General features: G+C 65.0%; 6 protein-coding genes. 2 read left to right on the top strand and 4 right to left on the bottom strand.

The features are described 5' to 3' along the window. The first annotated feature begins 23 nt into the window (after positions 1-23). Positions 24-1,154, top strand: a complete 1,131-nt coding sequence (locus tag M3T53_RS01715; protein ID WP_272432707.1) for a hypothetical protein — start codon at positions 24-26, stop codon at positions 1,152-1,154. Here M3T53_RS01715 and pglX read toward each other — a convergent pair. From pglX to M3T53_RS01735, 4 genes are read right to left on the bottom strand one after another with little or no spacing between them, the layout of a single operon-like run. Next, complete coding sequence (pglX, locus tag M3T53_RS01720; RefSeq protein ID WP_272432708.1) at positions 1,123-3,744, bottom strand: BREX-1 system adenine-specific DNA-methyltransferase PglX; 2,622 nt, start codon at positions 3,742-3,744, stop codon at positions 1,123-1,125. The genes M3T53_RS01715 and pglX overlap by 32 nt on opposite strands. Continuing rightward, complete coding sequence (gene brxC, locus M3T53_RS01725) at positions 3,744-7,226, bottom strand: BREX system P-loop protein BrxC (RefSeq protein WP_272432709.1); 3,483 nt, start codon at positions 7,224-7,226, stop codon at positions 3,744-3,746. Before brxC ends, pglX begins: the two co-directional genes overlap by 1 nt. A 3-nt stretch (positions 7,227-7,229) precedes the next feature. After that, complete coding sequence (locus tag M3T53_RS01730; RefSeq protein ID WP_272432710.1) at positions 7,230-7,841, bottom strand: DUF1788 domain-containing protein; 612 nt, start codon at positions 7,839-7,841, stop codon at positions 7,230-7,232. Then, on the bottom strand, positions 7,841-8,527 hold the full coding sequence (locus M3T53_RS01735) for a DUF1819 family protein (protein ID WP_334540119.1): 687 nt from the start codon (positions 8,525-8,527) through the stop codon (positions 7,841-7,843). The genes M3T53_RS01730 and M3T53_RS01735 overlap by 1 nt, the downstream gene beginning before the upstream one ends. 135 nt (positions 8,528-8,662) lie before the next feature. Between M3T53_RS01735 and M3T53_RS01740 the strand changes: the two genes are divergently transcribed. Continuing rightward, on the top strand, positions 8,663-13,927 hold the full coding sequence (locus M3T53_RS01740; RefSeq protein WP_272432713.1) for a DUF3418 domain-containing protein: 5,265 nt from the start codon (positions 8,663-8,665) through the stop codon (positions 13,925-13,927). Positions 13,928-13,969 lie beyond the last annotated feature (42 nt).

The raw sequence follows: 13,969 nt of genomic DNA on the forward strand, positions 1-13,969 counted from the left end.
AGACGGCCAAGGACTCACGGTTCATGAAAGAGAACTATCCCGACGGCAAGGCCGATCTGTTCGCGGCGTTTCTCGAACGTATCCCTGTCATGCTCCGACCCTACGGCTATATGGCCCAAGTGACGATGCAGAGTTGGATGTTCCTCTCTTCATTCGAGAAGCTTCGAACCAAACTGCAGGACAACGGCGCGATCATTTCCATGGCACACCTGGACAACATGGTGATGCGGATAGCCTTCGGAACATCCGCGACCGTCTGGCAGAAGCAGGGGCCTTCGACATGCACTGGAGCATACACATGGGTCACACTCGCCGACATCCAAGACGGCAAGCCCAATAAATTCCCTCCAGACAACGAACGAAATGCGTTGGCATCTCGTGACAAATTCTTCAGAGTTGGTCAGGACACGATGGCCGTTCTTCCGGGCAGTCCGATCGTCTACTGGCTCAGTGAAAAAATGCGTACATCCTTCGCTCTCAACCCGAGTCTTTCCAGCATCGCAGACCTTCGGCAGGGGCTTGCCACAGCTGACAACAACCGTTTCCTCAGGGAGTGGTGGGAGGTGTCGTTCCGTCGTATCGCCTTCGCTTGCACCTCTCGTGAAGATGCCGCACGAAGCGGAGCTCGATGGTTCCCCTACAACAAGGGTGGCGACTTCCGGAAGTGGTACGGGAACCAGGAGTTCGTCGTCAACTGGGAGAACGACGGAGCCGAAATCCGTGTGTTTGGAACTGAAGACGGGGGTCGGCCCCGATCTCGACCCCAAAATACAGATACCTACTTTTCACCGTCTGTGTCATGGTCGAAGATCAGTAGTGGAGCTCCAGCTTTCCGCTATTACCCGAACGGATTTATCTTCGACGTTGCCGGAACTTCCATGTTCGTCGAGAGTCTGGACGACCACATTTCACTCCTATCATTCAGCAACTCTCGACTCGCATTTGAGCAGCTGTCGGCAATCGCGCCGACCCTCAACTTCGAAGTTGGACAAGTTTCCGGATTGCCGATCGTTCAACAACTATTAGATGAAAACCTAGAGTTTGTGTCCGTGTTGATCGACGAATCAAGAGAAGACTGGGATTCCTTCGAGCTCTCCTGGAGCTTCTCCTCGAATCCCTTGGTTACCGATGCAAAAAAGCAGGTTCTTGAGTGATCGACACAAGAGGATTGGTTTCAAAATTCCATGAGATCTCATAGTCATCCCAGTCTCTCTTTGAAGTCTCAACAAGCTCATCCAGGCATTCGACCGATAGTTTCCTGGCATCCTTAGAAACTGGCACCTGGCCGACATAGCCGATGTGAAAGTGCATAGTCGGCGCTAAGACTTGTAGCATCCGGACTGCAAAGGCGGAATTCATCAGCATGGCGACTCTGTCAAGAGTGCTTGACTCACCAAAACCAGAATGTCCAGTACTGTCGTGAATGAACCCAGCCGAATATCGTCGAAACGCAGCTTCTCCAGAGGAGATATCAGACCATGACACAGACGGTGAAAAGTAGGTATCTGTATTTTGGGGTCGAGATCGGGGCCGACCCCCGTCTTCAGTTCCAAACACACGGATTTCGGCTCCGTCGTTCTCCCAGTTGACGACGAACTCCTGGTTCCCGTACCACTTCCGGAAGTCGCCACCCTTGTTGTAGGGGAACCATCGAGCTCCGCTTCGTGCGGCATCTTCACGAGAGGTGCAAGCGAAGGCGATACGACGGAACGACACCTCCCACCACTCCCTTAAGAATCTATCGTTGTCACCAGTCTGAAGCCCGACTGCGAGTGTGGCATTCTCCCCGAGAGTCTGGTTGACAGAGAATGCCTCCCGCATCCTTTCACTGAGCCAGTAGACGATCGGACTGCCCGGGATCATTGTGAAATCTCGATGTGTTGTGCCGTGGAACCCTTCTTCGGCTGTCCTTGCGTTTTGCGCCCGCCTGAACATCGCGATCTTCTCGGCCTCGGACCTCCCATCGACAAGTCGGATGAAGACTCCGCGTCGGGATGAAACAGCAGGACGTCCCAAAGGCGAGATGTTCTCAATCACGAAGGCCGTCGAGGAGACGACTTCTCCGCCGATCGAATCGAAAGCCCGAGTACCAAGATGAATCATCGAAGAAATCCACTGCTCGCGCAAGAGCGAGCGCCGGAGCTTCTCGGAAGAACTGAGGAACATCCACGACTGCATGGTGATCATCGCGCTCAGTCCGTGCGCCGCGGCTAGGTCGGCGCACCGCTGAATGAAGGCGGCGAAGAGATCCGACTTCCCGTCGGGATAGTTCTCTTTCATGAACCGTGAGAGCAGATCGTTCATCTGCTTGCTGCCCATGTACGGAGGGTTCGCGACGACCACCGAGTAGCCCGGCAGGAGGTACTGCGCCTGCTCGATGACACGATGAGCCTTCGGCAAAGCCTCGAAGGAGAAGAGGGAATCCTCGCCCTCCAACTCCCTCAGGTGCTCCGCCATCCGCTCAGTCATCACCGGATCGGGTTGAATGAGCGAACCGAAGGTATCGGCGTTCTCGAACTGGTTCCAGAACAGCTCTTCAGCAGCCCGATCGTCACCGCCTCGAGTCAAGACACCCAGCTCATCGGGCAGGAAGACGATGGGCTCAAGGACGCAGATCCTCGGAATCGTCGGCTTCTTGAGGAAGAGCTTCCTCTTCGCAGCCGCCTTCATCGTCAGCGCGAAGGCCGCCAGAGAGCCCGCGCGTTGATCGATCTCCGTGCCGCAGAGATTCTTCTCGAGAATGAGGGAGGGGATCTGCGAGGGGGCATAGCCCTCCTCTTCGTAAATTGCATAGAGGAGATCGAAAGCGTAGGTCAGCATGTGCCCTGAGCCGCACGCCGGATCGATGACGGTGATCTCCTCCGGCGTCGCGATCCGCAGGAAATTGGTCTCCTCCTCCACCGGGGCGATGTAGTACTCCATCCGCTCAACGAGCCGCGAATCCGGATGATTGAGCATCCATAGTCGCCCGATCGAGTTCTCGACGAGGTACCGAACGATCCAATGCGGGGTGAAGAGCTGGGTCGCTGCGGGGATCTCGTTCGCCCCGGCCTTCTTATTCTTCTTGAATCCGGCGAAGACTTCGTCCTTTCGCTCCGAGATGTAGAACTGGTAAAGCCACCCGATGACTTCCACGTCCTGGCAGGCCTCCACCGTGAGGACCTCGACAGCCCGATTGAGAACCGATCCTTCGGCGAGCAGATTCGACGGGATCAACAGTTCGGACTCATCACCCTCCCGACCGAACATAAAGGGCATTGTCGAGTTCCAGAAGCGGCAGTACTCCGTGAGGAGCAGAGCGTACGCCTCTGCCTGGGCCTCACCCCCGGGCGCCGCCTGAATACTGCTATTGAGCAGACCGATGACTCGATCAGCAACAGCCGGACGCTTGACGACCTCGCGGTCGATCTGACCGCGCTTCGCCAAGGACAGGACCTCCGGCTGTCCCACGAGATCCGCCGCCGGCGACACGACTCCGACCCCGGTGTACCCGTTCGCATCCATGAACCGCAGGGCGATGATCCTGTTGAACCACATGTAGGCTGCACGATCAACAACCTTCGCCCGCCCCTCCTCGCCGCCCCCGGCGGCCTCGATCGCCTTCTCCAGGGAGGCGACGACCGCGAATCGCTCAACGCGTTCGGGAGATCCGGGCCGAAGCACCGCGGTGAGGCGCGCCTCGACCTCCTGGATCAGTTCGTTCCGCGCCGCGGCGGCGAAAGTCTTCAGAGCAGCAGTGTCCATCAGTAGGTGATTCGCTTTCCCTCGTCGAGGGTCCTGATCAGGGCCCTCCGCAGCTTCTCGAGATACTCCTCGACGTCCGACGCGGATTCGATGATTCCCGACTCGTCGACTCGGACTTTCTTCACCGAGATCGGTGGAGCCTTCACCGGCGGTGTCGGCCCCTCGCCCGGAGCTACGGCGTCGAGCAACCCCACGATCTTGGGGTACTCCTCATCCTCGAAGTCCGAGCCGCGTTGGAGGATCGACGGAATCAAGCTGTCCGCCCGAACGGCGGCGATCACTCTATCGATCCGCCGAATGGCCTCCTCTCGCGCAGCCGGTCTCGCCTCGAAGAACTTCGCGCTCTGCTCGATCTCCGACTTGCGATCTTCAATCGCGGCGCCAACCTCGGCCCTCTTCGCGGCCACGAGGTCCTCCATCTCTCCCTTCAACTGGTCGAGATCGACCTTCACGCGGTTCATCTTCCCGCGAAAGGCATTCGGATCCTCAAGAGCCATGACGATATCTTTGGCACGCCCGGTCGGCATGTAGGACAGGTTCCTCTCCTGCTCGCGCAAGAAGCGCGCCGCCTCGTTGAAGATCTGCGCCTGAGGCCCGTTGGTGAAGGCCTTGATCGGATCGATCCAATCTTCCTTGTGTTCAAGCAGCTCATCCGCGGCATCGAATCCTTCGAGGAACCAGTCCGCTCCTTGAGTGGCCACCCTCTTAAGGTTCTCGATCACGGGAGCGAGACCGTCGAGGAAGGGGTAGCGCCGCCCGTCGCGCGCGACGATGCCTTCGAGTTCACCCGCCAAGCGGCCCAACTCGTCCTTCGCATAACGCGCCAGTTCCACAGGATCACTCGGAGTCTGCCCCTCGTCGAAGAAGTCCGAGCAGAATCCTCGAAGCGAGGAGACCTTCCGCGGATCGAAGGCCTTTTGAGGCACGACGACGACGTGTGCATGGCGAGACGTGTTCCTGATCGCACCAGGCGCGTCCTCTCGCCTGATCGGATTCGCGTCGATCGACAACACGACCTTGCTCTCCCTGACGAGCGAAGCGACAACGACCTCGATTGAGCCGAGATCCCATCCGTAGGGCTTGGAATCGAAATGATCGACGATCTTCTTGATCGTCACCTGCTCGCCCGTTCTCGACAGGCTGAGGACCCAGGCCTCGACCTCTGCGGCGGCGGATTTAAGGGCCGACACCGTCGACTCCTCGATCAGTCCTTCGTCGCCATGCGCCACATCGACGACCCGAGTCTCCGAATAGGTCCTCCCGCCGAGGAGGGCCAGCTGGGAGTAAGTCCTCCCGATGAGTTCCTGGAAGCCGTCGGTCACATGCGAAAGGGCATCTGTGGAAGTCGACGTCACTTCCGATCCGTTGATGATCATTCGAGATGCCCCGACGGCGCGATTCATCCGCGCCATGAGTTCCTTCGCCCGCTCCGCATTGAGGAGCTGCTTCGACTGGAGAATCGCCTGAGTCGACGGCAGTGTTCCCGAGTTTGTCCGATGCTTGATGTACTTCTCCGTCTTCAGGAGTAAACGAAGATCCCTCAGAAGATCGCGGTCTGCGGAAAGAACGACGCGCAATTCGTCCACTCCGAAGCTTCTCGTCAGAACATCTTCGGCCGCGTAACCGGACTCCGGCGTGATGAAGTGGATCGTCAATTCCTGATGCGGGCCGTGAACGACATCGTCGAGCTTGTAGGCGAAGGGGAAATCCTGGCCGTTCTTCGCGTACTTCAGCTTCGAGGCCTTGAGGACGTCTGAAGAAATCATGCGGAACAGCCGACTCGACACCTCGGAAGGGTCGATCTCCGTCGCCTTGATCTCCTTCTCGATCTCCTGCTCTTCATTGGTGAGGTACTCGTAAACGTTCCCGTTCCTTTGAACGTACGACTGACTCTCGAGCAGATCGAGGGCCGACTGTACCTGAGTCCGAAGAGTCTTCAGATCGAACCCGAAACGGTCGTAGACGAGGATCGTGAGATTACGCGGCGTCGCCTTGAAGGTGTCGACGTACTTGACGAGGAACAGGGCCTTCAACAAGCGGTTCGCGAGGACAGTTACCTCGGAATTGGGATCCGGAAGGTGCCTTTCGGCTTGAAGGATCGCGCTCTGCGCCGCCGACTTCAAGGAGGCGCGGATACCCGCGAACATCTGATCGAAAGTCGCCAGGTACCCCACCTGTTCGGAGCCGATAGCCTTCGCGACCTCCTGGACGACTCCGAGCATCGACCTCTCTCCGACCGAGGAATTTCGACCCTCGAACATGTTGTGATCCGAAAGCCCCTCGATCGCCGACTGGAACATCGGGATCTGATAGGTGACGAAAGGATAAGCGCCGATGAAGTGCGCCTCGTCGACGTAGTTCCGGTAGGTCTTCGCCCCTTCGGCGAAACTGAAGAGAGTCGAGAAGTCCTCCGAGTACTCGCTGTAAACCCGCGAAAGAGCAGCCGTGCCCGCCTCGTTCTTCTCGAGGAGGCGCTTCGAGATGACCTCCTCGACGTCCTGGCTCGTGAGCTTCACTTTCACTGCGAAACGCGCCTGGATCTTCGAGAAGTCATTGCCCTGCTGCTTCGTACGGTCGCCGAGGACTTTCTCCATGTCCTCCTGGGAGGTGACAAAGACCCACGCCCTCCCCCGGCATGCCGTGTTGAGAGACTCTGCGATCGTCTGAAGATTGAGCATCAGCTTCACGTCATCTGCGATGAACTGCCCGACCTCGTCGACGAAGAAGTTGAGGCGATACCCGGGTTCCTGAGCATCGAGCCATTCGGCGACCGAAACCGCGAAGTCCTCGATCGACACCCCGTAGGACTTCTGGTACTGGCCGATGATCCCGGGGTTCGCCCGTCCGTTCACCTCTTCGAATGCGGCATCGATATTGTGCCCCTCGAGCGCGGTCTGCTCGCGTCCTCGCGACCACGGGATTCCCGCGCGGCGCCCGAAGGCCTCCTTGAAGGCCTCGTACTGCCCACGACGATCGAGGTCGCTCTCGAACCTCGCGACGGCGCCATCGTTCCCAAAATAGCCTCGGCTCTCGTCGAACACCTTCACGAAGACTTTGAGCAGCGCATCCGTCTGATCCTTCGAGATCAGCGTCGCCTTCTGATCGATGTTGAACAGCAGCGATTTCGCCGGAATCGATGCGGCCTTCTGAAGAGAAGCCCGCAGCATCGCGTCCCCCGTCTTCTCGCTGAAGAGCTCGGACACTCGCTCCCGCGGGAACGCTTGACCCTCAACGTTGCCGAGGAGATGGGCGAGCATCTTCAAGAGGTGGGACTTACCGGATCCGAAGAAGCCCGAGATCCACACGCCGTTCGCGTTCGTGTAGTTCGTGTACTCCTCGAGCAAAGGGGCGACGCCCTTCGCGGCGTCGTTCGTCAGGACGTACTCCTCGACCTCGACCGCCAGGTTCTCCGCGTCGTCGGCCTTGACGACGCCCTCGATCGAGCGGGCGACGTCCTTGAGGAAGATGTCATTGAGCTTCATCGTTCATGCCTCCTGGTCGAGGATCCGCTTCGCGCGGTAGAAGGAATCGTCCTTGAGTCGGCCGAAGAGGACGAGCGCCGATCCCTGCGTTGCGGACACGTCGTACCTCCCCGGGAAGAACATCAGCATCGGCTTGTCCGAAACGACCGTCTGCAGATTATTGAGGACCGTATGAGAACGGATGTAGGGAAAGACCCGCCCCACGCCGGTGAGGAACAAGATCTCGAACTCCTTCTCCGCGGTCCTCTCTTTGATAGCAGGAGCCAGATGCGTTTGCGGATCGAGCATGTTCTGAAGTAGCCGAAGGAACTCGTCCTTCTCCATGGACGGTTCTGCGGCGAGGACTCGGTCCCAAACATTGCGGTCCCGAAGCAAGGCGACGCAGAGCTCGTACAAGTCGATCTCGAGAACGCGAATGCCACGCTCACTCGCGAGCCTGTTCTTCAGGCGCTTCGTCGCCTTCCGAACGTCTACCTCCCACGAAGGGTCGTAGTCGTAGACGAAGTGGGCGACCTCGTTTCCCAGCCCCTCCATCTTGAGGAATCTCTCACTCGAGAGCACCCGGTAGAGGTGCTCCTCCTGGAGCGGCAGAGTCGAGCGGGTCTCGTGGGGCATCAGATCACTCTCATCGGGAAGAAGCGGAAATCATCAGGGGTGAGGAGTGTGGAAACGGTCGGCGAGAGGATCACCGGCTCAATGACTCCCTCCGGGGAAAGCAGAGCGGCATCGGTCATCATCTTGAAGAGCTTCTGCCGGAGTTTCTCGGCCGTCGAAGGTGACAGCGCGTCGAGTTCTTCGTGCCAGATCGCCTTGTTGCGGATAAAGGTGTCATAGGCCTCGCGGTCGACGATCGGGGTCAAGGTAAGGAAGCGCTCGCGCAAGACTTCCTCGGCGAATTCCCCAATCAGGGCGTAGCGTCGGCAGGCGGCCGCCCACATGACATGAGCGCGTTCGGCCGCCGTGAGTTCCGGCAGTGCACGCAGCTGATCTCCCACCAGGACGGACAGCCGCTTGATCGTCTCCCGAACCATTCGGACCGCCGACGACCGAGTCCTCGTTTGGAGAAGATTCTTATCGATTGCAATCCTCCGAACGACGGACCAGTCGCCGTGCTCGAGGTACACGGCGACGATGATCGCGGCCTCACGTTCAAGAAGTCCGCCTACCGAAAACGACAGCTCGTATCTATCGGAAAACGGGGAAGTCGAATCTCGATCTCCACATGCGCGGCGCGAAGATCGGCTCTGAGACCGTGCCTTCGAGCCCCGCATTCTCAGTCCTCCGCTTCCTCGCATCTTCATCGTCTCCTGAGGTCGGAGACGAAATCCGCACAGCACTTCACTCTATCGAGAGGAATGCGCAAGCCGGGCCCGAACCGCGAACGATAGTCGACATGGGGCGATCCCCTCGACCACCGTCCTCGGTAGACTGACCGAGTGCCTGAGAACCTCGAATCCTGCGGCTCCGGCGAGCCGGGTCGCTCGCACGGCGGACGTCGACCACGCCGCCTCAGCGGCGAGGCAGGGAAGCGGCGCAAGCGCGAGAACCCGAGGAATCCGAAGGAATCTCAGAAGAAGAAGCCCCGCCGGACCCACCGCCCCCACCACGAACGCGCCCGCGCGTTCCGCCCCTTCACCGCCGACCAGCTCGCCGCGCGCGCCGCCGCCATCCCCGTCATCGACTACCCGGACCTGCCCGTGTCGGCCCGCCGCGACGAGATCGCCGCCGCCATCCGCGACCATCAGGTCGTCATCGTCTCGGGCGAGACCGGCTCGGGCAAGACGACGCAGCTGCCGAAGATCTGCCTGCAGCTGGGCCGCGGCGTCGCCGGCATGATCGGGCACACCCAGCCGCGGCGGATCGCCGCCCGCTCCGTCGCCGACCGCATCGCCGACGAGCTCGGCCAGGAAGTCGGCAAGGACCCGGGCCAGGTCGTCGGCTATCAGGTCCGCTTCACCGACGAGGTCGGCCCGACGACCCTCGTCAAGCTGATGACCGACGGCATCCTCCTGGCGGAGATCCAATCCGATCCGCTCCTGCGCCGCTACGACACGCTGATCATCGACGAGGCCCACGAGCGCAGCCTCAACATCGACTTCATCCTCGGCTACCTCGCGCGGCTCCTGCCGATGCGCCCCGACCTCAAAGTCGTCATCACGTCGGCGACCATCGACTCGGCGCGCTTCGCCGAGCACTTCGGGGCGTGGGAGGGGGCGCCGGGCAGGGGTCGCCTCATCGCCCCCGCCCCGGTCATCGAGGTGTCCGGGCGGACCTTCCCCGTCGAGATCCGCTACCGCCCCCTCGCCGCCGACCTGCCGACCTCGTACTCGTCCCAGTCCCCCGCCGACACCGCTCCCGCCGCCGATCCCCCCGGATCCGACATCGGCGGGCGCGGCGGGGCGAGCGGGCCCGCCGCGGATCCCGAGTCCGACTCCCCCGGCCGCGAGCACCTCGTCCTCGAGGACCCCGACGACGACCTGCCGACCCTGGGCTACGGCATGGGCGAGGACCTCGACGTCGAGCAGGCCATCTGCCGAGCCGTCGACGAGCTCGCCGCCGAGGGCGACGGCGACATCCTCGTGTTCCTCCCCGGCGAGCGCGACATCCGCGACACCGAGCAGGCTCTCCTCGACCACCTCGGCCCCCGAGGGGTCCGCGCCGGTCACGACCGGGGGGCGCGCGCCTCGGACATCGAGATCGTCCCCCTCTTCGCCCGCCTGACGGCCGCCGAGCAGCACCGGGTCTTCGAGCCCCACCGGCTGCGCCGCGTCGTCCTGGCGACCAACGTCGCCGAGACGTCCCTGACCGTGCCGGGCATCCGCTACGTCATCGACCCGGGGCTGGCGCGCGTCTCGCGCTACTCGAACCGGACGAAGGTCCAGCGCCTGCCGATCGAGCCGGTGTCCCGGGCGTCGGCGGATCAGCGGGCCGGCAGGTGCGGGCGCGTCGCCGACGGCATCGCGATCCGCCTGTACTCCCAGCGCGACTACGAGGCCCGGCCCCGCTTCACCGAGCCGGAGATCCTGCGCACGTCCCTGGCCTCCGTGATCCTCCAGATGGCGTCGCTGGGACTGGGGGAGGTCACGGACTTCCCGTTCCTCGACGCGCCGGACCGTCGGGCGGTGCGCGACGGCGTCCAGCTGCTCGTCGAGATCGGCGCCCTGGAGCCGGATGCGACGGCGGGCGCGGGCGGCCACCGGCTCACCCGGATCGGCCGCGACCTGGCGCGCCTGCCGATCGACCCGAGGCTGGGGCGGATGCTCATCGAGGGGGACGCGAACGGCTGCGCGTCGGAGGTCCTCGTCATCGTCGCGGCCCTGTCGATCCAGGACGTGCGCGAGCGCCCGGCGGAGCATCAGGCGGCGGCCGATGCGTCGCACGCGCGCCTGGCGGACCCCCATTCGGATTTCATCACGTACCTCAACCTGTGGCGCTACCTGCACGTCCAGCAGCGGGACCTGTCCGGGGCGGCGTTCCGCCGGCTGTGCCGGACGGAGTTCCTCCACTACCTGCGCTTCCGCGAGTGGCGCGACGTCGTGTCCCAGTTGCGGCAGATGGCCCGCCCCCTGGATCTGGACGCGCATCCCATCGGGGAGCCGTCCACCGACGACGTCGAGTGGATGGCGTCGCACGGTCCCGCCGACGAGGCGGCGGCGCGGGCGGTGGTGGCCTACACGCAGGGCGCGAACTCGGTGGACGCCGATGAGATCCACCGCTCCCTGCTCGTCGGGCTGCTGTCGAATCTGGGGTCGTGGGACGAGGCGAAGCGCGAGTACCGGGGGGCGCGCGGGACGCGCTTCACGATCTGGCCGGGGTCGGGGCTGGCGCGGTCCCGCCCGGCGTGGGTGATGACGGCGGAGCTGGTGGAGACGTCGCGCCTGTTCGCCCGCACGGTGGCGCGGATCCGCCCGGAGTGGGTGGAGCCGGTGGCGGGGCCGCTGCTCAAGCGCGTGTACTCCGAGCCGTTCTGGTCGACGTCCAAGGGCGCGGCGATGGTCAAGGAGAAGGTCCTCCTGTACGGGTTGACGCTGGTGGCGGACCGGCCTGTGCTGCTGGGGCGGCTGGGGGATCTGGTGCTCGACGAGGGCTCCGTCGGCCGCGGGCCGGTGGCGGTCCCGGGGACGCTGGCGGGGATCGCCCAGGGGCTGCTGGGCTCGTCGGAGGGGTCCGGCGGGTTCGGCTCCGAGCCGATCGGGTCGGTGGGCCGCGATATCCTCGCGATGGCGCTGGCCGGGGAGCTCGCCGGGATCGCCGAGGGCCCGGAGGGGCCCGGAGGAGTCCCCTCCGACGGCGCGCACGACGTCTCCGAGTCGGCGGCGGCCCCCGGTGTCGATGTCGAGCGGCCGACGACCGGGGCAGGCGCCGAGCGCGACTCGCGCGACGGCGCCCACGAGGACGGGCCTGTGGGCGCGCGAGAGGACGAGGAGCCCCTGACGGCCCGCGCCCTGGCCCGCGAGATGCTGATCCGCCATGGCCTCGTCGCCGGCCAGTGGCGCGAACGGCACGCCTTCCAGCGCCGCAACGAGGAGCTCCTCGATCAGGCGCGAGAGGTCGAGCGCCGGTCGCGCACCCACGGCCTCGTCGCCGACGAGGAGGCCCGCGCCCGCTTCTTCGACGACGTCCTGCCCGACGACGTCGTCTCCGCCGGCCACTTCTCCCACTGGTGGAAGCGCGAGCGCGAGAAACGGCCGGATCTGCTGACGTACACGTCGTCCCTGCTCCTGCCCCGAGGCAGGGGCGAGGGCGAGGAGGGGTTCCCGGATCAGTGGTCGTCGGGCGAGGTGGAGCTCCCCCTCGACTACCGGTTCACCCCGGGCGCGATGCGCGACGGCGTGACGATGACGATCCCCATCGAGGTCCTCGATCGGGTGAGCGAGGAGGGCACGGACTGGCTGGTCCCCGGGATGCTCGAGGAGCTCGTCACCGAGACGATCCGGGCGCTGCCCAAGGCGAAGCGGCGCCTCCTCGCCCCGGCTCCCGAGGTCGGCGCGAAGGCGGCGGCGTGGATGCGGCGCGCGCTCGACGGGCGGGTCGACGTCGGGGAGGCGCGGGCCCCGGCCGGCGCCGACCCGTCGGACGGGGACGATCCGATGTCGTTGTCGGCGGCGATGGACCGGCTCGCCCGCTGGGGGGCGTCGACGGGGATGGCGTCGCGGTCGGGGGCGTCGGCGCGGCGCTCGGCGGCCGGGGCGGCGCCGGAACCGGGGCCGAACGGGTCGGCCTCTGCGCCCACGGTCGGCGCCGGGTCCTGCGCCGCGGGAGGCGAGGGGTCCCGCCCGACCCCGGGGGGCGTCCTCGACGGGTCGTCGTCCGAGGGCGTCGACTGGTCGGTGCGGCGCCCGACGTTCGCCACGGCCTTCTCCCACGCGGTCCGCGTCCTGCGCGGCGTCGACCTATCCGACTCGGACCTGGCCCATGCGGCGGCGCGCCTGCCCTCGCACCTGCGGATGACCTTCGTCGTCGTCGACCGGTCGGGCCGCGAGCTCGGCGCCGGCGAGGACCTGGCCCACTTGCAGCGGACGCTCGCCGGGCAGGCGGATCGGGCGATCCGCTCGGCCGTGCGCGGCGCCGTCGCCGAGGCCTTCGCGGATGCCGCGCAGAACCGTTCGGCTCGGGGGCGCAAGGGCCGCCGCGGGGACCCGGGGGCCGCTCAGGAGCGGCCGGGAGGCGCGGCGGAGCCGGGCTCCCCCGTTTTCGCCGCCGCTCCCGGAACGCCCGCCGGCGACCGCCCGAGCGCGCCCGACCGGGGCTCCGACAGCGCCCCGGCCCCGACGCCCCTCGACGCCGACGGCCTCGTCGCCTTCCCCGACCGGCCCCTCCCCCGGTCGGTGGAGTCCCCCGGCGCCCGGGGCCTCACCCTGCGCGGCTTCCCCGCCCTCGTCCCCCAGGGGACGGCCGCCGACCCGTCGGCCGGGGTGCGGATCATGGCGAACGCCGCCGATGCGGACCGCCGCCACCGCGAGGGCCTGGCGCGCCTGCTCCTCATCAGGGTGCGCCTCCCGCAGGCGCGCGTGACGACGCGGTGGACCGGCCGGCAGGCGCTGATGCTCGCCGCCTCCCCCTATCCGGGCACGGCAGACCTCGTCGCCGACGCCCAGGCCGCGTCCTGCCTCAGCCTCGTCGACGAGCTCGCCGGCCCGCAGGGCCCCGGGTCGATCCGCTCGGCCGAGGCGTTCGAGGCGATCGCCTCCCGGGCGCGGGACCTGCACGAGGACCGCGTCTACGAGATCCTCGGGCACGTCGTGCGGGCGATGGAGGCCCAGGCCGAGGCCGAGGAGGCCCTGCGCTCGCACGGGGCCGCGTCGATGAGCCGGGTCACGGCCGATGTCCGGGAGAACACCCGGCGCCTGTCGCACCCGGGCTTCCTCGTCGAGACGCCCTTCTCCGCGCTGCCCCACCTCGCGCGGTATCTGCGCGCGGGCGCGGTGCGCCTGGCCCGGGCCGGGGCGTCTCCGGGGGCGCTGGCGCGCGATGAGGAGGACATGGGCCGGGTCCACGAGGTCGAGGCGCTCCTCGCGCGCGAGGCCGAGCGCACTCGGTCGCTCCCCTACGACGCGGTGCGCGCCGGGGAGGTGGAGCGGGCCTCGTGGATGATCCAGGAGCTGCGGGTGTCGATGTTCGCCCAGCAGTTGGGGACCCCTCAGAAGGTGTCGGTCAAGAGGATCCTCGGGCTGCTCGGCCCGGTCGGCGACGCCGGGTGAACCGGGAACGGGCGGAGCGCCGCGCCGGGTCGTGCGACGGGC

The sequence above is a fragment of the Actinomyces sp. B33 genome (genome assembly GCF_028437565.1).
Lineage (GTDB): Bacteria > Actinomycetota > Actinomycetes > Actinomycetales > Actinomycetaceae > Pauljensenia.